Origin of the sequence: Pedobacter sp. R20-19 (assembly GCF_000708265.2) — a bacterium.
GTDB lineage: Bacteria > Bacteroidota > Bacteroidia > Sphingobacteriales > Sphingobacteriaceae > Pedobacter.
This window is the reverse complement of the sequence record NZ_JCKI01000001.1, coordinates 523,051-546,842: the sequence shown is the minus strand read 5'-3', so window position 1 is coordinate 546,842 and position 23,792 is coordinate 523,051. Positions and strand designations below refer to the sequence as shown.

The following is a 23,792-nucleotide window of genomic DNA, read 5'->3' as shown; positions in this document are numbered from 1 at the left end:
GATGTTGATTCGGAAATTAGAAGAAATAAATCGAAAATGCCATGAAAGTAACAAACTTAAGCTCTGTAAAATCCGTTTCGAATGGATTAAATATATTTATTGAAATATTGGCAAAGAAATTTGAGCCTCTGAAAATTTATTCTTTTTGCAGGATCATAAAATCCAATAATCGTTTAGGTTGCTTTACGACTAGCCTAGACAAAAATGAGCCACACTACTTTCTGTTAATTATAATGGAAAGCTCAACCCGGAATGAGCACGAAGTTCAGGATTTTTGCAGATCGCATTATAGTGAAGGTAAAATCACTATTCTTTCACATGGAGTCGAAACGATTAAGGAGTCTATCCAAAAAAACAACAGGTTTTTCATTACAATATTAAACCAAGGAAGTCTACTCTATAATAGTACTGGAATGCTGGCGCAAGACAACGAAATCAAATTTGAGCCCAGCCAAAACTTTGAAAAGGCTAAAAAGCATTTTGAACATCGAATAAAATTGGCTCAAGGTTTTTTGGATGCGGCAGCAGATAGTTATGCCAATCAACATTATGCCATTGCTGTTTTTTTGACTCACCAAGTCATCGAACAATGCACCATTGCATTGATCAGGGTAAATCTCGCTTACAGGTCAGATATTCACCATTTAGGCCGTCAACTCGATCTCTGCTGTTGCTTTTCAGAAGAACCTTCCAATCTTTTTAGATCTAATAAAGATGATCTTTTATTATTTGAAATTTTACTAAAAAGCTATTCTCAGGCAAGATATAAGGACACTTTTAAAGTTGATTCAGACGCCGCAGATAAGCTTGTATCAAAGGCATATGCATTCTTTGAACTTACTAAAGAGATTTGCACCAGTAAAATAGCTGATTTTAAATTGCAAAACGAGATGCAAATAGAAATGGGGGTAGGTTTTGAATAATTTAACTCTCGATATACCTTTTTACAGGTTTTTTAAACTCCCTTTCAAAAACGGAACCCGGTTGCTGGAAAGAAAAACCCTAGATTCTTTGTCAGAATTCAGGCCTCCAAAACGCGGCTATCTTTCAGTTAGCGTTAAACATTTGCGTTTTGTCAACGAAATACTTACCGCCTCGATCAGCATCGAAAATGAAGATGTCGAAATGATATACCTGAAAGTAACGCAGGATCATTTACTTATCAGTTGCAGCATGGATACAGATGAATTTTATCTAAGCAGATATGCCTACTTTTTTTTAAGTAAATATTTATGGTTTTATCATGAAAAAAGCTTTGAGGACTATTACTATCCGGATTTCTTTGATGCGGATAATGGAACTTCGAAATACCTGAAAATCGCGAGTAATAGCAAGGGGCTAACCATTAAATTGAAAGAGCCATTTAGAAATCTTTTTAAACCAAGCGTCTCGCTTCCCATTATTCCGCTAAAAAATGAGGCAAGAAGAAATATTTTTCTTGAACCACAATTATCGGATTCATTAGAAAATGATACACCAGTTATCGCATATTGTATTTTAGACCCCTTAAACCTACACGAGAGATACAATGAAGAAAAAGAATTAACCTTACTTATTCCTTTTACGGCAACCCTAAATAATGACAAAAGAAATTTTAAATCATTATTGACATACTTAAACAGTAAAACGATATCAGACGATCTGGAGCTCAATTCAGAGCAGCTTAATTTGAACGACATTTGTGAAGAAATGTGGGAGAACTCTTTCTATTTTCAAATGAAAAACCATAAGGACGAAAATTATAGCAGAACTTTTTCCGAAAGGAAAAAATTACAGTTTGATCTTTGGAAAAGTGCACTTCCACAACTTGTGTATGAACGGTTCATGTGCTATCAATGGATTTATGGCTTGAGATACATAAAAGGAAAGCCGACAAAAAAAGATATTTGTTTCTGCCAGGTTGCGAGTGATATACCTCAACTGAAATTTCTTCTTATTGACAAAGGAGAATACTATTTCCTTGACCTAAAATTTATGGTTAATGGCAAGCTCTCCAATTTTGCGCCAATTTTTAACATGTTCTTTTTTGCTGCTGCAGAAAAGAAGCCGATGAAGTTTTACTTGTTAGGCTCGATCGCTGATGCTGAAGTCGTATCTTATTTCTCGAAAATAAGTTTTCGGTTGCCTGTACTAAAGAAACATTATGATACCCACTTGGAGCCCTTCGTTCAACAGATTGTACAAACCTATGGCTTAAAAAAAAGATAGTCCTACACCAAATGCCTGTCCATTCTGGAATTTTAGAATGGGCAGGATTTTTTCGTAGATGTAAAACGCAAACCTGAGGCGGGTTGAGTGGCAGGGTTTGCAGGCCACAAATGCGTGGTGGGTAATTATCAATTAGCTTTTTTCTGCTTATCCTTTAAATTCTTTTTTGATTTCCGTGCCATTTCATAATCTTTTTTTGCCTTGGCTTCCTTTAAGCTTGCCTCGATTAATACCTGCTGCTGATGGATTTGGAGATCAGCGTTTTTCATCAGGTTATCTTTGTCTTTCAGGTAATGCCCGTCAATTTCAATGGATAGCTCAGGGTAGGTACCGCGTATGACCTTAAATTTATCTGATTCGGTTTTGAGCTCGCTGTTCCTTAAGATTAAAGAGATGGAACTTCCTAAGGAAATTGCAACAACAAGAAAAATAATTATTGCACCAACAAAATAGAACTTTGATTTTATCTCATAGTGATGTTGGTGCTTTACCTTAAATGCTTCAGGTAACTGCTCTATTTTTTTCCTTAACTCATTCATCGAAACTGCAAATCTATTAAGCTCATCAATAGAAGGCATGATTCCTCCATCAGGCGTAGCAATTGCAATCGCCTCATCCGCCTGCGAATTCTGATGCTCAATAATAGCCGATAACTTTTCATCCTGGAATTTCAGCTGACCGATAAGCAGATCCATGATCTCTTCTATATTTTCCAACTTTTCATTTATGTTTTCCATAAGATTGCCTTTAATTTGTAATTACCTGCCTCTTCCCTGACTTTGCTCTTCATCATAACCGGTTCCTTTCTTTTTCTTTTTTCTAGGCTCGGGTTCAGCATGAAGCGGCGAGAACGTAGGCGCAAACAGAATTTCCAATATTTCAGTCAGTTTAGAGGATTCGCTAAACGTCTTCTTGCCAGGAGAGCTTTCACTAAATTCCCTTTCTGGTATGTTTATTTTGGTAAAATCCTGTTGAACAGATGTATCCTGAAAAAAGGCATTGAGTTTACCATAACTTAGCGACCTGTCGATTTCCGAACCTTTAAAAGTATATTCTCCGCTCTTGAATGAAACGCCCTGTATTTCGTTGCTACCGTTTTTATATTTGAAAACCATTTCAATGCCGGCGCTGGATAGTTTATTTCCAAAGCTCTCCCAGTTTCTACTACTTTTTTGTGCTGATTTGATTTGGTCAAAAAGCAGGTACCGGATCTTATCGCTTCCTTTAAGCGCTTTTCTGTTAACTTTGTCTCTATCCTTTGCCATAAATAACCCATGCTTTATGGTTATTTCTTTGCAAGCCGCAGCGTTTTTTTTAAACTGGAACTGATCGGAGATCGTCTTTCCATTATTATCCACCCGATTGTAAATTATGTGTAAATGGGGGTGATGGTTATCGTTATGCCGGACAATAAGCAACTGCGTATTCTTTATGTTTATGAGTTTCAAATACTCCATTGCCATTGCCAACATATTTTCGTTACGCAATTTATCTCTATCAACTTCACTCCAGCTAAGAGAAATATGGGCTACCGCTTTTGAAAGCTCAGGATTCATCTTTCTTTGCAAATCAAAATCCCTTACAATGAGGGATGTATTATTTAATCGGATTCCATCGCCATAAAGAATTTCTGCATCCTTTTTGTTTACCACATAACGAACACACCCACCAAAGCTTTTGCCAATTGCAATCTTTCCTATCATTTCTCGAAGTAGTTATTAATCAATTTATGTATTTTACCCATCAACTCCCTGCACTTTTTCTGGAACACCAATAGACCCTGTTCATGTGAAAGTTTTGTAAGTTGGTTCAGGTTGTTTGCCATTCCCGCGAGCATCCTGAATACTTTCAAATCCTCAGGACTTATTCTTGGTGAAACCTTTCCAGCTTTAGCGGCCTGGCGAAACCAATCACTGATTTTAATTCCAGCTTTATTGGCCTTTCCCTCGATAATAAAATGATCCGTTTTGCTCAATCTCACCATAATAATTTTTTCTCGTTTTATCTTCTTTACCGGCCTGCCTCCCTTGGACTTTGCGGCATTTAATCGTTCTTCCATCAGGCTTTTAATTTTTCTTGACCTACTTTTTGCGACCATCGTGAGTAAAAAGGCAAGTTCTTTTTCGCTGAAGCGAAAAAGGTTTTTGTATAGCAAAAACACAAACTTGCTCCCTCAAAGTTTTTAGAAAACCCGTCTCAGACCATAGGTTCATACAACATTATTTGTTTAAAAAAATCAGACTCCCAGTTGGATTGAAAGACGGCAGATAATTAATATATCCGGACCGGCATAAATCCTTAATACACTTATGGTAAGTGCTGGTTGATCTGATCTTTGAAATCCTCATTAGCTTTTTCCTTGTGACAACAATCGGATTCATCCGGCCACCACTTGCCCAGCACTGAACGATTGATGTGAAGAGACTGATATGTATGGGCGAGATCACCTGGTCTTCCGCTGCCTTGCAGAGGAAGACCGTTAGGGGTGTGGCCATTTTCATCTCAGATTACTTGATGCTTTTGGAAACTGCAAAACTTTGTTGATCTCCTCCATACTATAGTACATGGTACCGCCAATTTTGGTAAAACTGAGCGTTCCATTATTTCTAAGGGTTTGAAGGGTTCCTCCGGATATGCCTAATAATTTTCTGACCTCGCTACTACGAAGCCATTTTTTATCTGTCGGTTTTTCTGGAGCTAGAAAAGCTTTAAGTTCTTTAAATAGATCTGATTTGAAATCCATCAAATCAGATTTGGTCATAATTTCTATAGACATAAAATTCAATTAGTTTGGCTACATTGCCAATACAATATTGAATCAGAAAATACCATTTTATATGACCACTCGTATGGTTTGGTCAAAACAAAAAGGTTTTGTTTTAGAGCTCGGATTTGATTGGTAGGATTTTGAAGAGTTTGATGGATTCTGGTATATCAGAGCCCTTTATCAGCTTGCCTGTCTTGTTTGCAGGAAAATAATTTCGAAGGGTCTCAAGAGAAATCTCGCTTTCTCCATGTTGAAAGTATCTGGCAATCATCTTATACCAAGGGCTTTGGGATTGTGAGCGAGCTAACTTTTTTCCGTCAGGCAGTTCAAGATCCTGAATCTGCTTAACCAAATCTATTAACTGTGGTAAATTACCGTCCAGAAGTCTTATTTTTTGATCCGACTCGTACCGGTTCAGTGATTTAATTTGATCCTTTAATAGTAGAATTTCTTGCTTAAGTCTTAATATCTCGATTTCCTGTTCAGAAACAACTATTTCTAAGCTTTTTTTAAGATGCCATTTATCGAACCGCACAAGAACATCCTTAAATTTCCTTAAGGCTTTGAGGCTTTTGATCGTATCTAATGACGTTATACTTTTTTTATGGTAATGCACAATTTGATCTTCAATTTTATCCAAAACATGCTTAAAGAATTCCTCTTCAGTATTCGAATTGTTATTAGAAACAAACCAATCAAGGTGGAACTGATAGTATTCTGCATATTCTTCAAATTCAAGACTGAAGAATTTTTTAAAGAAAAAATTATCTCCCTTTTTCCGGTCAAACTTAATTGGATTACCGATCTCAAACCTATGGGGGGTCGTATCAAATGGATCACGGAATTTGAAATATTCTTTCATAAATAATTCTGCTAATTATAACAAATTAAACATTTGCATTAAACATAGTTAATGTGTGAAAAAAAATTTAACATTAATCTTTAGATCTTAAGCTTATTCAAGTTTGAATGCTTATTTGCAGACAAAGTCCAGATAATTGCATCAAAATCATATTGCTCTACACACTAAACTGATTGGATACATAATGCTATAAGTAAACATGGTAATGTCAGCACTGTAATAGAACTGTTGCCTACGGAATAATTTAAATAACAGTAAGACGGCTTCTGCCTTAAGGGAAATATAACGTTTTGCAACGCCGGTGTTTCGCGCTGGTTTACGTTATAATTCGTTTAATATAAAACAAGCGCCAGAATTTATATCATGCTCTACCTTTTTAAACTTTACTTCCACCACAGATCCATCTTGATATCTAACTTTAACTCTATCATTCCTGCCGTAGATTTTAGCTTTCGTAAATGGTTTTCGAATAACAGTTCGTGGACGAATTACCGATTCAGCATTTTCTCTTATAATATCAAGGCCGGTCTCACCTAATAAACTTTTTTGGTGCGGAAACTCCATTGAATCAATAAGGTCGATAATATGCCTAGCTTGATATAATGCTTTTTGCCTTTCATTAGTATAAGAATAAATATTGAGCTCTAAATGCTCAATAAGCAGGTAGTTCCCAATTTGTTCAGCGGGAACGTTATTTCTTTGACTTTTTATAAACTCTACATATCCTAAGGCTTTTTCGTAGAGTTGCTTTTCTGTATAAGAATGAATCAAATCTGCAAAAATCGAAAGATCTCTCAACTCAACAATTTTGTCAGCAGATCTGCGAAATAATTCCACATATTTAAGTGGGATATCATTCGATTCTTTATAATTATTAACATAGGCTAAACTTTTCAGAACCTCATAGTGAAGTTCAAAATCAACTTGATAACTTTCAGTATTAATTATGTCGTTTAGATCGTTGAGAATTTTTATTCCAACCTGCCAACTGTCAGATTTATTGTAAGCTTGTAGAGCAACTTCAAAATATAATGCTATAAAGTCTTTCTCTTTATTTGTTTTCGAAAATTGCTTAACTCTCGTTTCGAAAGCTTCTTTACTGACTTTATAAATCTCAACTAGAATGTCCATCAACTGAATTTCATCGATTCCCATTGGCCGATCCAGAGTAGGCTCGGAGTTATCAATTCCACTGGTTGCTATAATTGCTAAAATGGAATCCAAAATCTCAAGTTTGGTGCTATCTGAATCTGCGATTTCAGCCATCAGAAATAATAATGCCGGCTTGGAATTCTCGGTTGCAAGTTCTAATGATGAGGAAATGCATTCCATTGCTTTAGCTAACTCTTCTTTATCTTTGAAAATTACCGCCAATTGGTAAAAAGAGATACATCTGTAATATTTTCTATCTTCCTCACTTACCCTTTTACTAAGTTCAAACTTGTTATCAACTAAATTATTATACATTAAAATTGCCTCATCAACCCTTTCAGTCAATGTAGACATGTATAAATTTGCTAAATTTGTGTAAGCTCGCAGGAAATTTTCGTCTTTTCTAGAATTGTCTATCACATACTTCCAATCTTTCTCACATTCTTCAAAATCGGTTAAACCTTTCATTATTAAACCTCTTAATGTAAGAGACGCAAAATAAAATTTTGGCACATCTTCTTCATCAAATTCCGCAGTTTCAACATGTTTGAGGGCTAACTTAAAATTCGATTCAGAATACTCGAGGTATGCTAAATAATAGTAACAAATATCTCTGCTATTTTCTGGAAAATCATCATGCTCGAGATACTCATAAAATGCATTTAAGGCCTCTGAGTAATTTGCTTTCTCATAGTAGTCCATTGCTTGAACTAACAGTCCCTTCTCATCTTTTTCTAGTGATTTTATCCAGTCTAATGACAATGACCGTCGAATGATTTCATTTTTTATTACAACATCGTTATCAGTATAGTTGGTAATACCAGCGAGATAAAGTTTGCTTTTAATCTTTGAGGATATCTTTGAGCCGGCTCCCTCATAGATCTGAATCAGTGCAGACCTGATATCCTTATCATTTTTAACAAGTTCTCGGATATTATCAATAGGCGGTTTATCATAAGATGTCAAGTACATCTCGACTGCAATTTTGTCTAACATCTCGACAGTTAGATCATTCAGTTTGACTTGATTTTCAACTTCAGAGCATAAATCCCATGTCATTCTTGGATTACCATTTGTCCAGAAATATATTCTGTCAATACAAGAGATAGATAGGTTTAAATGTGCAAGTTGGAGAAATTTTTCAAATTCAGCCCGAGAGAAATCATTTAAATAAATCTTCTGTCCGATGTTGAATGGTGATATTTTAGAGTCTTTAATGATTTCATTTGGCTCAACGACTCCTGATAAAAGGTATGTTAATTGATAAAATTCCTTATAATTAACCCTTTCTGCAAAATAACTACTCCTAATCTGTGAAAAAATTTGATCAGAGTATGTAGTTTTAGTTAAGGCATCAATTTCGTCTAAGATAATTACCAGCTTCCCACCATCAAGTTGTTGAAGAAGAATTCGTAATTCATTTGTGTACTGCTTATGTGGTGGAAGATCTTTGTAGGCACTTCTATTCTCCCCAATTATCTTTGCAGCTTTCTCAAACTTTACCAGATTTGAATCGACTGCAGTATTCACAATGTTTTCAAAGCAACTTCTTGCATCAAAATAGGCATTAGATAGATCAACATATACGAATACCGTCAACTCGTTCTCCAAGTTACGCTTAGCGTTTAGCAAGAGATTGGTCTTTCCCATTTGTCTTGACACTAATACGTAACCGGGACGGCCCATATCATTAATAATATTTCTGACTTGCCTATCAGCATCTCTTTGAACATATAGATCTAAAGGAATAATAGTATATGGCTTTAATATTTTTGGCATATTAATAATTCAGCTCCCTTTCTGTTTCTATTAAAATTTTACTTAGGCTATCACTATCAAATCGATTCAATGCAACAACACTCCTAAAAAACTTTTTGATGAACCTCGGAGATCCCATAGATTTTGAGATTAACTCAGTTCTAAGGGAAGTCTCCAATCTAATTGCCAAATTTTCTTCAATTAAATCTATCAGTTTATTCGAATCTGGCAGAATCCAATAATCAAATTCGATAAAACTCAGTTGCTGATGAATTTTTTGTTGATGTCCAGCGATATCTATCTTGGGATCATTAATTGACGATAAAACAAACTTGATTTGATCTAATCCACTTATTAATCCTTTCATTATTAGCAATGAAAAAAAACGTTCAGTAAATTCCTTATATGTTTGATCATTACTGATTGGTATTTCTTCTATGAAAATTATCAATTTCTTATCTTTATAATGCTTAGAGAATAATGCAAGCAAAGTTTTAATGCAATCCTTAAAGTCTTTGGGATTTTGCCAATTGGATGTTTTCTCAGTTCTTGAAGATAACTCATACACTAATTCATTAAAATATTCGTCGACATTTACTTCTCCACAATATGCTAGATTGACCTGAATAAATGTTGGATGTTTCTGTTGAAGATTTCTTAGTATTAAATTAGACTTTCCACATCCACTCGGACCCCAAACCCAAACCCCGTATTGTGACAATTTCTGATTGAATAATAAATCATTATCTCTTTCTACATAATATTTCTCTTTGCCCCCATCATAAAGATCAAATAATGTTTCGCTAGCTTTCTTATTGTCTCCTGAAGAGTTAGCTACAATTTGCTCAATTTCAATGTTAAAATATTGGAAGGACCCTGGAGATGAAAATACCTCCATGCATGCATTAATTGCAGATCCCATTGCCTTTCTTTGTCTTTTTTCTTTTTCAACTCCTTTAGCACCATCAGCAAAATCACAAATACCCTTTATTAAAATCCAATCTGCACGACCATCGCAGGCAGAGTATAGTCCAGCTCCCTCCATCTCACCACCTTTTGAATCGGGATTCTCCTTAACTAATTTGTTACGGTGCCTTTTGTTATCTACTAATTCTTCGCCAGATAAAATTCTTGTCGGAATGAGCGACGCAAGCACATCGTCTGATAAAAAATATTCCCAAGTAATTATTGCCGCTTTGAATCTGCTGAGTAAAACCTGACTTGAAGGTGCTTCAATGCCTCTTTGGACAGTAGCTTTCTCGCCAACTCGTTTGGAATTATATGGTATTATCGATTCTGAAATCAATACATCTCCTATTTGCTGCTTCTCTTCATTTACACCAAAAGCAATACCAATCATTACAACGACCCGTGATTTTAAGAAAAGCAATGCGGACGAAATAGTGGTAATAGAACTCGACCTGGAAATGGATCCCATAGAGCATTGCACGTGGCAAATTCTATATTTTCCAAAAACTCCAAAGTAATAAGTATAAGCCCCCTCAAATAATTTTAAGATCTTTTCTTCCTTCTGTAATGGCAAAAGTGCTTTATGTAATTCAGAAGTTTCTGTATCAGTGGCAGTTACAATTAAGATCAAATCACCTCTTAACAAGTTACGAATGTAATCGCTAGCGATTTCTTTATAAATTTCATTACTCATTTAAAACTCTTATTATGAGTTCAGAGTTTGAAATGATGGTGATTCTTTTTAGTTCTGAGCAATACATTTTACGTTAATTTAAATTGTAATTTGTGAATAAGGAAAATAAATATTCCAAATTCACAAATAAGACATCACAGGATTTAAGTACTATGACATTGAAAATTAAAAGTAGTGAAAATCATTCAAAACCCATACTTAAACAAATGAAAATTCACTTGTACAGTTAGGCCAATCTTAAAAACCTTGATTGATTCAAGTACAAAAGATTTTTTATACTTTATTTGGAGAAATGAAAGTATAGAATTGAAATTTAATTAGACAGTTTTCAGATATCAAGAGATTACAAAATACCACTTAGTTTCTGCATGTCTTTAGCAACTTTTTTATCTAAAACCTTCGCATAATGCTGGGTAGACTTAAGACTGGAATGACCAAGCATTTTTGAAACTGATTCAATCGGAACCCCATTTGACAAGGTGACTGTAGTTGCAAATGTGTGGCGCGCACAATGATGAGAGAGTTCTTTTGTAATGCCACAGAGGACTGATATTTCCTTTAAATAGGCATTTACTTTCTGATTACTAATCATTGGCAGCAGTTTACCGGTAACCAATACTTTTGGATGGTCCCTATATTTATAAATAATTTTTTCCGCTTGAGGCAAAAGCGGAATATTTGCCATTACCCCCGTTTTCGTTCTGTCCATCACAATCCATGTGGTTGCACTACCATCCTCTATGATCGCACTTTTTGTGAGCTTTGCTACATCAACATACGCAAGTCCAGTATAACAACTAAATAGGAACATATCCCGGACTTCTGCCAATCGCTGGATTTCGAATTCCTTGTTTGTTAAACTTTTCATCTCCGCCTCACTCAGAAAGGTTCTCGATGTTTTATTTATCGACACTTTATATGCCATAAAGGGATCGGAGGTAAGCCATTTATTGGCGACACAGAAATGGATTATTTTTTTTACCTTTTTCACATAGCCCATCGCTGTATTGTGTCCAACTCCCCTTTGTGTTTTTAAATACATTTCAAGCGATGTAAGGAACGCAAAATCCATTAAACGAATATTGATGTCGCTAGTCTTATAATGAAATTGTACAAACAAAGTTAATGATTTAAGACAAGTAGAATATTTAGTGAGCGTTGCCATAGAATAATCCTTACCGACAAGCTTTCTCATATTTTCGTTATGTTCCTCAAAAACTTCCAGAAACATTTTCTCAGATCTATCTTTACCGGTAAGATTTCTCTTTATTATTTCTGGGTCAACAGGGTTGCCGTCCATAAGTAAAGATCTTTGAATTTCGTAGACCTTAGTTTGAAACGCCAAAAGAAAAGAATTAAACTCTTTTACCGAATCCTTTGTACCAACCATACAACCTTTCTTTGTATTCCATTTCTCAGGATTACATTTCCTTTGAATGGCTAATTCGGCCCTCTTTCCATCAACTGTAATTCTCAAATAAACTGGAAGGTCACCTTCAACATATCCCCCTCTTCTTTTAAGGAAGAATAACAAACTAAATTTTGCACTCATTTTAAAATAATTTAAAAGTTATAAAATTAAGATTGTTGTTCTTTACAATCAAGATGTTCGGTATTCGAACAACTTGATTAACAGACCCTTCTATAGTATTTGGTGCGCCAAATTTTCAAACAACAAAGTGCGCTCGATTTGTCCACCTATATTTTAAGAAAGTCTGATTTTTTTGGGATGCTGTAAAAGCAAAAAAGCCTCTAGAAATACATTCTAGAGGCTTTTGATACATTTTGTAATGTCACTTAGCGGAATGGACGGGACTCGAACCCGCGACCTCCTGCGTGACAGGCAGGCATTCTAACCAGCTGAACTACCACTCCTTTTGTTTACTTTTTAAAAGTTTAAACCTCTTTCCCCTTTCGAGGTTGCAAATATAGAGACAAAATCCTTATTTACAAACTTTATTTTAAAATAATCGTAATCGACTAACCTACAGCACCTTCCTGCATCTTTTCTGCGTTCTCCGCAAATTGCAATGCATCGATGATTTCCTGAATGTCTCCATCCATAATGGAAGGCAGGTTATACATGGTTAAACCAATCCGGTGTTCAGTTACTCTACCCTGAGGATAATTGTATGTTCTGATTTTAGCAGAACGGTCACCAGTTGAAACCATTGTTTTACGTTTCGCAGCAATATCTCCGTTCTTTTTCTGCAACTCAATGTCGTACAACTTACTTCTAAGCATCTCCATCGCAATTACACGGTTACCTAACTGCGAACGCTCTTGCTGACAAACTACTACAAGACCTGATGGCTTATGGGTTAATTGAACCTTGGTTTCTACCTTATTCACATTCTGTCCACCTGCACCACCCGAGCGAGAGGTTTGCAATTCGATATCAGCAGGATTAATGTACAAATCAATCTCTTCTGCTTCAGGCAAAACGGCAACAGATGCAGCAGAAGTATGTACACGGCCTTGTGTTTCCGTATCAGGGACACGTTGCACACGATGTACACCGCTTTCATATTTTAACTGACCATATACGTCATCTCCGTTTACCTTCAAAATCACCTCTTTATAACCACCAGCTGTACCTTCAGTTACATCAACAGTTTCTACCTTCCAGCCTTTGGTTTCAAAATAGCGGGTATACATCCGGTATAAATCGCCTGCAAAAAGCGCAGCTTCATCTCCACCTGTACCACCACGGATTTCAAATACTGCGTTTTTAGCATCTTCAGGATCTTTAGGAATTAGCATTAAACGGATATTGCTTTCCATTTCTTCCTGCTGTTTTAACAACATATCCAACTCTTCCTTCGCCATTTCACGCATTTCGGCATCCTTCTCCACTGATAAGATCTCTTTGTTGGCATCAATATTACTCATCACATTTTTGTAGATTTTGTATTCATCTACAATTTTGCCTAAGTCTTTATATTCTTTATTTAAAGCTGCAAAACGTTTCATATCCTGAATAACATCCGGATTACTTAACGATTCTTCTACGTCTTCCCAACGCAGCTTTATAGCTTCTAATTTATCTAACATATTATTTATTCGAATTGATTTTCCAAAAATCGGTATCAGCCAAAATTCGGAAATACAAAAATAAGGAAAAAAGCTGAATTAGTCTTGAAACCTAATGCTTCACCTCAATTAAAGGTTTTCAAAATTTAGATTCTTATGGTTTACCTGTAAAATATTCAAGCTTAAGGTCTATCCCATCAAAAACAGCGTAAGAATTATAGTTAATCCACTCGCCAATATTTACATAACGACTTCCGTTTCCCAGATCTAAATCCAGTGGTAAATGCCTGTGGCCAAAAACAAAATAATCGAAGTGTTCTTTCTGTAACTGTTCTTTGGCATAAATGGCTAACCATTCATTGTCTTCGCCTATAAAAACTTCTTTCTCGGTTTGCGCTGCCCTACTGCCCTGGCTCCATGCACTGGCAATACCAATACCCAAATTCGGATGTAAGCGGGCAAACAACCATTGGCAAAGCTGGCTTCTGAAGATCTTTCTTAAAAATTTATATTTCGTATCTCCCGGGCCTAAACCATCACCATGATGTAGATAAAACTTTTTTTCATTTCTTTCAATCACTAACTCATCACTAATAATTTCCATCCCAATTTCCTTTATGAAATAATCTCTAACCCACATATCATGATTACCCTTAAAGAAATAAATTTTAATTCCCGCATCTGCCATTGCAGCCAGTTTTCCCTGAAGGCGGATAAATCCTTTTGGAATCACCTTTGCATATTCAAACCAAAAATCAAAAATATCGCCCATTAAAAACAGTTCGCTGCAGTTAGGCTCAATAAAATTTAACCAGTTCACAATACGCGCTTCCCGGGCACGGCTATCGGCATAATTAGGAGTGCCTAAATGAAAATCAGATGCGAAATAAATTTTTTTATTCATGTATTACTCAAAGGTAAAGGAAAAAGGCTAAAGCAGAAACACTAAAGGGGAAAGCTAAAAGACCAAAGTAAAAAAACATGACAATTACATCTTCTGTGAAATCATCTATTCATTAAAAACATATATTAGTAAATAAATTGTTTCTACTATGAAAAATAAACTTTTATTAGGCTTATTTGCGCTAAGCCTTTTGGCTTGTAATCAAGGTAAAAAACCCATAGATAAAATAACACGAATGAAATATCCTGATACCAGAAAAGATAGCACAACAGATCAATACTTTGGCAAAACCATTGCCGATCCTTATCGATGGCTTGAAAATGATACATCTGCAGAAACCAAAGCCTGGGTAGTTGCAGAAAATAAAGTAACCCAGAATTACCTGGGTCAAATCCCCTATCGTGCTGACATTAAGAAGCGACTTACCGAAATCTGGAATTATCCAAAAGAAAGTGCACCGATTAAAATTGGTGAGTATTATTTCTTTGGCAAAAACAATGGCTTACAAAATCAAAGTGTCTGGTATATCAAAAAAGGCATTGAAGGAAAAGAGGAGGTTTTTCTCGATCCTAACCAACTTACTGCAGATGGTACCGCTGCCGTTTCGCTGCTTGGATTTTCTCATGATAAAAAATATGTTGCCTATTCCGTAGCTCAGGCGGGTTCAGACTGGAGCAGTATTTATGTAATGGATATTGCGACCAAAACCAAATTAAGCGATGAGTTAAAATGGACTAAATTTTCTGGTGCGGCCTGGAAAGGCGATGGATTTTATTATAGCCGGTTTGATGCTCCGGCAAAAGGGACAGATTTATCTGCAACCAATAAGTTTCAAAAGATTTACTACCATAAATTAGGCGAACCACAAAAAAATGATCAGTTAATTTTTGAAGACAAAACCAATCCAAATTTATACTTCGGTGCTGATGTAACAGAAGATGAACGTTTCTTAATTATCTCTGCAGGTGCCGGAACATCCGGAAACGCACTATACTATCAGAATTTAAAAGAAGTAAACAGCAAAATATCTCCATTGGTAAAAGGCTATGACCATAACCATGATATTATTGACAATAACGATGATCAGCTATTGCTCTATACGGATTTGGATGCAGAACATAAACGGGTGGTTTTAATCGACCCTAAAAATCCAGCCCCTAAAAACTGGAAAAAAATCATTCCTGAGTCGGAACTTCCGCTAGAGGCTGTATCAAGCGGCGGTGGTTTCCTTTGGGCTTCCTACCTGAAAGATGCCAGTACCAATATTGTTCAGTTTGCTTTAAACGGCGCTAAAATTGGAGAGGTTAAACTTCCGGAAATTGGCACGGCTGTTGGCTTTAGTGGCTATAAAGAGGATAAAGAATTCTTTTACACTTTCACCAACTTCACCACCCCAGGAACCATTTATCATTATGATATTGTAAAAGCAAAATCTGCACTTTACAAAAAATCAGAATTGAAATTAAATACAGATCATTACGAAACCAGTCAGGTTTTCTATCCTTCTAAAGATGGCACTAAAGTTCCGATGTTTATTGTTCATAAGAAAGGGATTAAGCTTGATGGCAATAACCCGGTATACCTGTATGCTTATGGTGGTTTTCAAGTGAGTTTAACGCCATCTTTCAGCTTATCCAGGATGTTGTTTTTAGAGAAAGGCGGGATTTACGTACAACCCAGTTTGCGCGGTGGAAGTGAATACGGAGAGGCCTGGCATAAAGGGGGCATGTTAGAAAAAAAGCAAAATGTATTTGACGATTTTATTGCTGCAGCAGAATATCTGGTGAAAGAAAAATATACCAATCCAGCTAAAATAGCGATTTCCGGCGGTTCGAACGGTGGCTTGTTGGTTGGAGCCTGCATGACACAAAGACCAGAACTTTTCAGAGTTGCTTTACCTGCTGTTGGTGTTTTAGATATGCTTCGTTATCATAAATTCACTGTGGGTTGGGGATGGGCGGTAGAATACGGCACCAGCGATAAAAAAGAAGATTTTGATTACCTGATTAAGTATTCACCACTGCACAATGTGAAATCCGATGTAAACTACCCGTCAACGCTCATCACTACGGCTGATCACGATGACCGGGTTGTTCCTGCGCATTCATTTAAATTTGCAGCAACCTTGCAGGAAAAATATAAAGGTGAAAACCCAATACTCATCAGGATTGAAACAAAGGCCGGGCACGGTGCAGGAAAACCAACCACTAAGTTGATTGAGGAAGCTGCTGATGTTTGGAGCTTTGTGTTTCAGAATTTAGGCATGAGCTGGTAATTTTTTGACTGTCATTGTTGATAATTCTTAAATTAGATGATTTCATAATATAAGTGTTTGATTCGACTTACGAAGATTAGTTGGCCTATGTGTATCGGAGGAACTTCGTCAGTCTATTGAAGTTTTGAATCACTTTATTAAACTGTCGAAGTCTTTCTGCACTCCTGGCCTTTGAGACTTCGCAAGTTGATTTGCTTTTCTCGATTTAAAGCATTTAAACTAATCAGTAAATTGATCTCCCACTAAACCCATAGACCAATTATAATTTGCTTTAAAATGAATAAAACCTTTAACTTTTGTTTTTAATTAGCTTAAAGCATATAAAATACTGAATACAATAAGCTTACAGAATTATCTAGAATATTTCTAAATAGAGACAATCATAAAAGTTTATTTTGTAACTTTGCATAAATTTTTTTTGAATGATCTCTACTGATATAGCCATAATTGGCGCTGGTCCGGTTGGTTTATTTGCCATTTTTGAAGCCGGTTTATTAAAAATGCGTTGCCACTTAATTGATTACCTACCACAGGTTGGTGGTCAGCTTTCTGAAATTTATCCGAAGAAACCAATTTACGATATTCCAGGTTATCCGTCGGTTCTGGCACAGGAATTAATTGATAATTTGATGGAACAGGCTAAACCCTTCCACCCTACTTTTACACTGGGCGAACGTATAGAAGGTTTAGAAAAACGTGGCGAAGCCGATTTCGTTTTAACCACTAATATGGGTACCATTATCGAAGCTAAAGTAGTGGTTATTGCCGGAGGTTTAGGTTGTTTTGAACCCCGCAAACCAGCTGTAGAAAATTTAGAGAATTTCGAAAATGGTAAAGGCGTTAATTATATGATCCTTGATCCGGAGAAATACCGCAACCAAAAAATGGTGATTGCCGGCGGTGGTGATTCTGCTCTGGACTGGACCATTTATCTGGCTGAAGTTTGCTCAGAACTTACTTTGGTTCATAGAAGTGAAAGTTTCCGTGGCGCACCAGATTCGGTAGCTAAAGTAATGTCGCTAGCTGAAAGTGGAAAAATTAACCTAATTCTGAACAGTAATTTACAGGCTGTACAAGGAACTGATAAACTGGAGCAGGTTGAAATCGTTCAGAACCGCACGATGGAAAAAACAGTTGTAGCAGCTGACCATTTAATTCCATTGTTTGGTTTAAGTCCGAAATTAGGCCCTATTGAAGGATGGAACTTAAACATCAGCAAAAGTGCTATTGAAGTAAATGTTGATGATTACTCTACCAACATTCCAGGTATTTATGCCATTGGCGATATTAACACTTACACCAACAAATTAAAATTAATCCTTAGTGGTTTCCATGAGGCTGCATTAATGAGCCACAGCGCTTATTCGTACATGAATCCCGGCGTAAAATATACCATGAAATACACCACTGTAAACGGGGTTTCAGAATTTTAAGGATTTTTTAATTTGTGTTTATAAATGCTCTGTAGTTTTAGTTAAGTTTGCGTTAATAAGTGAGCGAAATGGAAAACAACATAACAATATACATGCAGGAGACGGATGGCTCTGTTACTGAACATGAAGCACCGACTGACATGGGCTTAAGTTTAATGGAATTTTTGAAAGCCTCAGAATATGATATTCTGGCAACTTGTGGTGGCATGGCTTTATGTGCTACCTGTTGTGTAGATGTACTGGAAGGTGAAGAAAAACTTAACGAAATGACTGATGACGAATATGCAATGCTGGATACCTTACCAGATTTATTGCCTAATTCCCGTTTAGCCTGTCAGCTGCAATTAAACAACAACATGAATGGTTTAAAAGTGAAGCTTCATTAGGTTTAAGATTTCACAAAAAGACAATAACAATAAAGGCGATACGAATGTATCGCCTTTATTGTTTCAATTTAACTAATTACGGGTTATAAGTTGGTCGGGATTTTCTATCCCGATCTATACAACTGCAGATTTCTAATTTGCTATTCAAATCAAATAGCACTAAAAAAGCCACAAGTAATGATAATAAGGACAATTGTGTAGGATCTATAAATTTATCTAACACGGATTAAAAATCCGTAATTAGGTTAGCCGGGATAGAAAATCCTGACTAACACAATCTTGCCACCTTCTGATTGCCGAACTTAAATCCGCAACCCTATCTCTTATTGAACCTGAACTTTCATTCGATCTACATTCCAACCGTATACTTCAACAGCTAAATTTTCTGGCGTTCCAGTATATTCAACCGTGATGGTTTTATTTTCTCCCGGAAGGATGCTAATGTAGTTGTCATCATAAAATGCAGGAAGAATTCGCTTACCCGTTTGATTATCAATTAAAGCGATGCGGTTAAAAAATGCTACTGGATTACCTTCTTTATTACTGAGCATCACTTCTACCTTACCAACTTGTTTCTTGGTCGCTGTAACTTTTAATGGTGCTGATTTTAACTTTTGCAAGCCACTGTATTCACCATTTTTGTCTGCCAGCCAGTAAACATTTTCACTCAGGATATGCTGCTTCTGATCCAAAATCCGAAGCGATATAAATACACCTTCTTTCTGATCCAGTTTTTTTAAGAAATCATTGATAGGGAAAAACCTGCGGACTGAAGAAGCACCAATACTGTTAAAAGCTTGTGTGATGAAATGCTCTTTTCCATCCATATCGTATGCTTTTGCCTGAACCATCAGATTATTTAAACCTGTAAAGCCATTATTTATTACGGTAACCATGCTATCAATGGGATTCATCATTACATGTAAAGGCTCACTGCCTTTCCTTAAGCCATATAAACAGGCATTTGGGTCCAGGTAATAATCATACATCTGACCACGAAGCGCTGTCCACGGATTTTGCGTTTTCCAGATAATTGACCCGGTATACCAATCCCACATTTTATTGGAAAAGCCTTCCATTAAAGCACGGTATTGATCGTAATTAACCAACTGTGCTTTCATAGCAAAATCTTTTACATCTTTAGCCTTTCCATATGGATTGATGTATTGTTCGTAAGCAATGTATTTATGGTAATCCCAAACCGAATCTGGCTTTTCCTTAAACTGAGGAGCAACCATATTTTTAGCAGGGATAAACCTTTCTAATGATTCATAATCACCTACACCAACTGATCCTACTTCAGAATTATATGGAAATGTTTTAGTGTTCCAAAAGCTTTTAGGATCCTGGATACCATATGGCCCATCGCCGTTGCCACCGAGATCATTAAACGACATTTCATCACTGTTAGAAAAATCGAAAAACAGGCGGGTGCCATCTAAACGAGGTAAAATATCATTTTTAATCGGGTTTAAAATATCTTCTGGCGGTGTGATTTCATTTCCCCCACACCAAAAAGCCAGGGAAGCATGGTTCCGAATCATTTTTACCTGATCTTCAATCGCATCTAAAACCAATGGATGGTTATCCGGATAGTTTCTCCGAGTCCACTGATCTTCTTTTTTCATCGGATCAACCCAACGGCCATTACAATCGCCGCTAAACCAGAAATCCTGAAAAACGAGCAAGCCATATTTATCACATGCATTATAAAACTCTGGTCGTTCCAAGATTGCACCTCCCCAAATCCGAATCAGATTCAGATTCATATCTTTATGGTACCTGATTTCGGCATCATAACGGGCATCGCTGAAACGAAGCATGGCATCAGAAATAATCCAGTTGCCGCCTTTAATGAAAATTTTCTGGCCATTTACATAGGCACCCATACTTTTGGTATGTGCATTCCAAATGTTATCAATCTGCCTGATTCCTACCTTTAAACTTTCCTGGTCATACACCTGGTTTGCTGAAAGGAACTGAATTTTAAGATCGTAAAGATTTTGTGCGCCATAACCACTTGGCCACCAGAGCTTCGGGTTTTCTATAGAAAGATCTGCAAAGTTTACTGTTGTATTTTTACTAGCAGGCAATGAAATGGATTTGCTAATGGTTTTACCAGCAATCTGATATTGCAAAATGCCGGTAACCACTGTATTAGTCGGGTTCTCTACCTCTACCGAGACTTTCAATGTTGCTGGTTTTTGTGCACCTGTTGGCAATCTTTTACCCGGAACCAAAGTAACTACATGAGGGTTTTTAACATTAATGGCTTTCGTTTTTTCGATGGTAACCTTATCCCAAATTCCGGTATTCCTATCGCGAATAGGTTGAATCCAATCCCATCCTGCGGTGTACTGTGTCGTTAATCCTTTTGCAATGGTACCATCACCACCTTGTCCGCCGTTAGGATTACCAGGAAAATCAGGCGGATAAACCACCACTGCTAATCTGTTTTTTCCTGTTGGCGATAAGAATTTTGTGATGTTATATTCTGCCCGGATGTGCATCCCCTCGTGTGTTTTAGGGTTTAGTTTTTTACCGTTCAGATAAAACTCCGCCTTATAATTTATTCCTCGAAACTGCAGCCACACTTGTTCATTAGCCACCGCCTTTTCCGAAAAATCTTTAACAAACCAATACGTGTAATGATCATTTCCGGTTTTATAAACATCTTCTATTTTTTCATTGTTCATGCCATAAAATGGATCGGGCACTTTCTTGTTATTTAATAAAGTAGTCAGTACCGTTCCAGGAACAGTTGCCGGCATCCAGTTGTTAAGCGAAAAATTTGTGGATGACAATTGCTGACCATTTACTTTAACTTCTTTAATGTTATTGCACAACCAACCAGTATTTAATTCGTAGCGTTGTTGTGCCTGAGCACAAACATTGGCAACAAACAAAAAAAATAAAAGTACTTTTTTCATATCACGGATACTATTGAATATTTTGAATGGATCGGATGAATATCGCATGTGGCTATATTCATCCTATAATTAAGTTTATTTTCCTGAAACGGGTCTGTCACTCGCCGATATACCCCATAATTTAGAGGGTTGATTTCCCATGTAAATTGTCATATAACCACCATCTACAATGGTTTTGTGTAGAATAAATGATTTGGTATAAGGCTTCCCGTTTAATAGTATTCTTTGAATGTATTTGTTCTCAGCACTATTATCAATGACGTTAATATCAAATGTTTTCTTGTTTGGTAAATTAATCGTAGCATTCTTAACCAAAGGAGTACCAAAAACATAGGCACCATTTGCCGGATTTACCGGATAAAATCCTAATGCTGAAAATACATACCAGGCACTCATTTGGCCAACATCTTCATTTCCACATAATCCATCTGGTTTAGAGGTATAGAAGTCATGATCAATTTTACGGATTAAATCTGCAGTTTTCCAAGGTTGACCAGCATAAGCATATAAATATGGAATATGATGCCCAGGCTCATTACCTTGTGCATAATTGCCAATCAATCCAGAAATATCTGGCGAGCTTTCCTTACCTAAATCAGCAGGAACAATAAATAGGGAGTCTAATTTATTTACAAACGGCTTATCACCGCCAAAAAGATAAATTAAACCTTCTACATCTTGTGGCACCAACCAGGTATATTGCCATGCATTTCCTTCTGTATAGTCATCTTCACGGTGTTTAGCGGCGACAGGACTAAATGGTGATCTCCATTTTCCATCAGCCAACTTACCCCTCATAAACTGTACATCCTGATCAAAGTATTGAGCATACAAACCAGCTCTTTTGCTGAAATACTGATAATCTTCTGTTTTGCCCAACTCCTTTGCAAACATAGCAATACAATAATCATCAATAGCGTATTCCAGTGCTTTAGCAACAGATTCATTTACTTTATCTGCCGGAATATATTTCAATTTCTGAATGTAATCAATACCATCCGTTTTCTGCATGGCAGATTGTTTAACGGCTTCATATGCCAACTGGGCATCAAAACCACGGTAACCTTTTAAATAAGCATCAACTACTACGGGTACCGCATGATAACCCACCATCGTATTGGTTTCATTGCCCATTAAATGCCACACTGGCAACTTTCCCTGCTCTTTGTAAATCGCCAGCATGGTGTTCACTACATCATTCACTTTATCCTGATGAAGAATAGTATAGAGTGGATTAGCTGCACGATAAGTATCCCAAAGAGAAAAAGTAGTTAGGTTGTTAAAACTAGCTGCACGGTATATTTTCTTATCTGTACCTAAATAATCTTTATTCACATCATTAAATAAAGATGGCGCAATCATGGTATGATAAAGTGCAGTGTAAAAAACCTTTTTGGTGGTTGCGGAAGCATCAATTTTTACTTTTGATAGTTCTTTTTCCCACTTCGCATTGGCGGCTTTAACTGTAGATGCAAAATCCCATCCTGGTAGTTCAGTTTTTAAATTTAATAGCGCATTCTCGGTACTCACTGGCGATAAGGCTACTTTAATCTGTAATTTATTTTGGTTAACTGATGCAAAATCAATTACTGCCTTAATTTTTTCACCACTTACATCATTACCTTTTGCTAGTTTATCATCGCTATAGATAGAAAACTTCTGTAAAGGTTGAGAAAGCTTAATCACAAAATACAATCGCTGATCGTTGGCCCAGCCTTTAGAGTTTCTATGCCCTACAATTGTGGTGGCATCCAGCTGTTTAAATGATGCATTAACAGGCTTATCCCATCCAATTCCTTCAATCAAATCAATAATGACATGAGGGGTTTCCGCCTTTTTCGGGAAAGTATATTGATGAAAACCAACACGTTCGGTGGCGGTTAACTCAGCCTTAACTTTATATTTATCCAGCAATACGCTGTAATAACCTGCTTTCGCTACTTCATTATCATGCGAAAACCTGGAAAGGTATCCATTATCTTCATCACCCTTTTTACCTTTTTGTAGAATGGTTTCTCCTGAGGCTGGCATAATAGAGATGTCTCCAAGATCTCCAATTCCGGTACCACTTAAATGGGTATGCGAAAAACCAGTGATGGTATTACTCACGTAGTTATAGCCACTGCACCAGTCCCAACCTTCAAAAACATTGTCGGGCCCTAACTGTACCGCTCCAAAAGGAACATTGGCACCTACAAAAACGTGACCGTGTTTAGCGGAGCCAATAATTGGATCAACAAACTGAGTTAAACTGTTTTTCTTTTGAGAAAAGGCGTTGACGTTAAACAGAGCGGATGTTAATAATAGAATAGATGAGATTTTTCTGAATTGCATGTGCTTATAATTTCCTACAATAGATTTAAAAGCCTAAAAGTAAAACGTTTTACGTAAATTTCAAGCATAAGTGAAAAAGATTTAACC

General features: G+C 36.5%; 17 protein-coding genes and 1 tRNA gene. 5 read left to right on the top strand and 13 right to left on the bottom strand.

Annotated features, from left to right (window positions below; translation table 11 throughout):
* Window positions 1–41 precede the first annotated feature (41 nt).
* Together AN34_RS02380 and AN34_RS02375 are read left to right on the top strand one after the other, a co-directional pair.
* A complete protein-coding gene (locus AN34_RS02380) occupies window positions 42–923 on the top strand; it encodes a HEPN domain-containing protein (RefSeq protein WP_029281913.1) in 882 nt (293 codons plus the stop codon).
* Between the two features lie 88 nt (window positions 924–1,011).
* Window positions 1,012–2,208 carry a hypothetical protein gene (locus tag AN34_RS02375; RefSeq protein ID WP_157263159.1) on the top strand — a complete coding sequence of 399 codons (1,197 nt, stop codon included), beginning with the start codon at window positions 1,012–1,014 and terminating at the stop codon, window positions 2,206–2,208.
* A 128-nt stretch (window positions 2,209–2,336) separates the two neighbouring features.
* Here AN34_RS02375 and AN34_RS02370 read toward each other — a convergent pair whose 3' ends face one another.
* The 11 genes from AN34_RS02370 to AN34_RS02320 all read right to left on the bottom strand — a co-directional run bounded on the left by AN34_RS02370 (window position 2,337) and on the right by AN34_RS02320 (window position 14,347).
* Window positions 2,337–2,945, bottom strand: coding sequence for a hypothetical protein (locus AN34_RS02370; protein ID WP_029281909.1), 609 nt, complete (start codon window positions 2,943–2,945; stop codon window positions 2,337–2,339).
* A 21-nt stretch (window positions 2,946–2,966) separates the two neighbouring features.
* A complete protein-coding gene (locus AN34_RS02365) occupies window positions 2,967–3,911 on the bottom strand; it encodes a relaxase/mobilization nuclease domain-containing protein (protein ID WP_029281907.1) in 945 nt (314 codons plus the stop codon).
* Window positions 3,908–4,267: a plasmid mobilization relaxosome protein MobC gene (gene mobC, locus AN34_RS02360; protein WP_197285468.1), complete on the bottom strand. Its 360-nt coding sequence runs from the start codon at window positions 4,265–4,267 to the stop codon at window positions 3,908–3,910. Before mobC ends, AN34_RS02365 begins: the two co-directional genes overlap by 4 nt.
* Window positions 4,268–4,705: 438 nt before the next feature.
* Entirely contained in the window at window positions 4,706–4,984 is a 279-nt protein-coding gene (locus tag AN34_RS02355; protein WP_029281903.1) for a helix-turn-helix domain-containing protein, read from the bottom strand.
* A gap of 103 nt (window positions 4,985–5,087) precedes the next feature.
* Window positions 5,088–5,837 carry a hypothetical protein gene (locus AN34_RS02350; RefSeq protein ID WP_029281901.1) on the bottom strand — a complete coding sequence of 250 codons (750 nt, stop codon included), beginning with the start codon at window positions 5,835–5,837 and terminating at the stop codon, window positions 5,088–5,090.
* A 321-nt stretch (window positions 5,838–6,158) separates the two neighbouring features.
* Window positions 6,159–8,768, bottom strand: coding sequence for an AAA-like domain-containing protein (locus AN34_RS02345; protein ID WP_029281899.1), 2,610 nt, complete (start codon window positions 8,766–8,768; stop codon window positions 6,159–6,161).
* 1 nt (window position 8,769) lies between these two features.
* Window positions 8,770–10,410 (bottom strand): hypothetical protein, encoded by a 1,641-nt coding sequence (locus AN34_RS02340; RefSeq protein WP_029281897.1) that lies wholly within the window; start codon window positions 10,408–10,410, stop codon window positions 8,770–8,772.
* 343 nt (window positions 10,411–10,753) lie between these two features.
* Window positions 10,754–11,962, bottom strand: a complete 1,209-nt coding sequence (locus tag AN34_RS02335; protein ID WP_029281895.1) for a site-specific integrase — start codon at window positions 11,960–11,962, stop codon at window positions 10,754–10,756.
* 249 nt (window positions 11,963–12,211) lie between these two features.
* Window positions 12,212–12,285: transfer RNA gene (locus AN34_RS02330), tRNA-Asp, on the bottom strand.
* Window positions 12,286–12,390: 105 nt separating this feature from the next.
* Window positions 12,391–13,464 carry a peptide chain release factor 1 gene (gene prfA / locus AN34_RS02325; protein ID WP_029281893.1) on the bottom strand — a complete coding sequence of 358 codons (1,074 nt, stop codon included), beginning with the start codon at window positions 13,462–13,464 and terminating at the stop codon, window positions 12,391–12,393.
* Window positions 13,465–13,597: 133 nt separating this feature from the next.
* Complete coding sequence (locus tag AN34_RS02320) at window positions 13,598–14,347, bottom strand: UDP-2,3-diacylglucosamine diphosphatase (protein ID WP_029281891.1); 750 nt, start codon at window positions 14,345–14,347, stop codon at window positions 13,598–13,600.
* 148 nt (window positions 14,348–14,495) lie between these two features.
* Between AN34_RS02320 and AN34_RS02315 the strand changes: the two genes are divergently transcribed.
* From AN34_RS02315 to AN34_RS02305, 3 genes are all read left to right on the top strand, one after another.
* Complete coding sequence (locus AN34_RS02315; protein WP_029281889.1) at window positions 14,496–16,622, top strand: prolyl oligopeptidase family protein; 2,127 nt, start codon at window positions 14,496–14,498, stop codon at window positions 16,620–16,622.
* 422 nt (window positions 16,623–17,044) lie between these two features.
* Complete coding sequence (locus AN34_RS02310; RefSeq protein ID WP_029281887.1) at window positions 17,045–18,055, top strand: NAD(P)/FAD-dependent oxidoreductase; 1,011 nt, start codon at window positions 17,045–17,047, stop codon at window positions 18,053–18,055.
* A gap of 68 nt (window positions 18,056–18,123) precedes the next feature.
* Window positions 18,124–18,441 carry a 2Fe-2S iron-sulfur cluster-binding protein gene (locus AN34_RS02305; protein WP_029281885.1) on the top strand — a complete coding sequence of 106 codons (318 nt, stop codon included), beginning with the start codon at window positions 18,124–18,126 and terminating at the stop codon, window positions 18,439–18,441.
* Between the two features lie 323 nt (window positions 18,442–18,764).
* Here the strand turns inward: AN34_RS02305 and AN34_RS02300 are convergent, their stop codons facing one another.
* Both AN34_RS02300 and AN34_RS02295 read right to left on the bottom strand, forming a co-directional pair.
* Window positions 18,765–21,371 carry a glycoside hydrolase family 2 TIM barrel-domain containing protein gene (locus AN34_RS02300; RefSeq protein WP_029281883.1) on the bottom strand — a complete coding sequence of 869 codons (2,607 nt, stop codon included), beginning with the start codon at window positions 21,369–21,371 and terminating at the stop codon, window positions 18,765–18,767.
* Window positions 21,372–21,446: 75 nt separating this feature from the next.
* Window positions 21,447–23,705 (bottom strand): GH92 family glycosyl hydrolase, encoded by a 2,259-nt coding sequence (locus AN34_RS02295; protein ID WP_036676343.1) that lies wholly within the window; start codon window positions 23,703–23,705, stop codon window positions 21,447–21,449.
* Window positions 23,706–23,792: the final 87 nt, after the last annotated feature.

Coding starts and splice junctions, on each gene's coding strand:
- AN34_RS02320 (WP_029281891.1), bottom strand. CDS start 14,347: ATGAATAAAAAAATTTATTTCGCATCTGATTTTCATTTAGGCACTCCT.
- AN34_RS02310 (WP_029281887.1), top strand. CDS start 17,045: ATGATCTCTACTGATATAGCCATAATTGGCGCTGGTCCGGTTGGTTTA.
- AN34_RS02350 (WP_029281901.1), bottom strand. CDS start 5,837: ATGAAAGAATATTTCAAATTCCGTGATCCATTTGATACGACCCCCCAT.
- mobC (WP_197285468.1), bottom strand. CDS start 4,267: ATGGAAGAACGATTAAATGCCGCAAAGTCCAAGGGAGGCAGGCCGGTA.
- AN34_RS02370 (WP_029281909.1), bottom strand. CDS start 2,945: ATGGAAAACATAAATGAAAAGTTGGAAAATATAGAAGAGATCATGGAT.
- AN34_RS02340 (WP_029281897.1), bottom strand. CDS start 10,410: ATGAGTAATGAAATTTATAAAGAAATCGCTAGCGATTACATTCGTAAC.
- AN34_RS02305 (WP_029281885.1), top strand. CDS start 18,124: ATGGAAAACAACATAACAATATACATGCAGGAGACGGATGGCTCTGTT.
- AN34_RS02295 (WP_036676343.1), bottom strand. CDS start 23,705: ATGCAATTCAGAAAAATCTCATCTATTCTATTATTAACATCCGCTCTG.
- prfA (WP_029281893.1), bottom strand. CDS start 13,464: ATGTTAGATAAATTAGAAGCTATAAAGCTGCGTTGGGAAGACGTAGAA.
- AN34_RS02365 (WP_029281907.1), bottom strand. CDS start 3,911: ATGATAGGAAAGATTGCAATTGGCAAAAGCTTTGGTGGGTGTGTTCGT.
- AN34_RS02345 (WP_029281899.1), bottom strand. CDS start 8,768: ATGCCAAAAATATTAAAGCCATATACTATTATTCCTTTAGATCTATAT.
- AN34_RS02380 (WP_029281913.1), top strand. CDS start 42: ATGAAAGTAACAAACTTAAGCTCTGTAAAATCCGTTTCGAATGGATTA.
- AN34_RS02355 (WP_029281903.1), bottom strand. CDS start 4,984: ATGTCTATAGAAATTATGACCAAATCTGATTTGATGGATTTCAAATCA.
- AN34_RS02315 (WP_029281889.1), top strand. CDS start 14,496: ATGAAAAATAAACTTTTATTAGGCTTATTTGCGCTAAGCCTTTTGGCT.
- AN34_RS02335 (WP_029281895.1), bottom strand. CDS start 11,962: ATGAGTGCAAAATTTAGTTTGTTATTCTTCCTTAAAAGAAGAGGGGGA.
- AN34_RS02300 (WP_029281883.1), bottom strand. CDS start 21,371: ATGAAAAAAGTACTTTTATTTTTTTTGTTTGTTGCCAATGTTTGTGCT.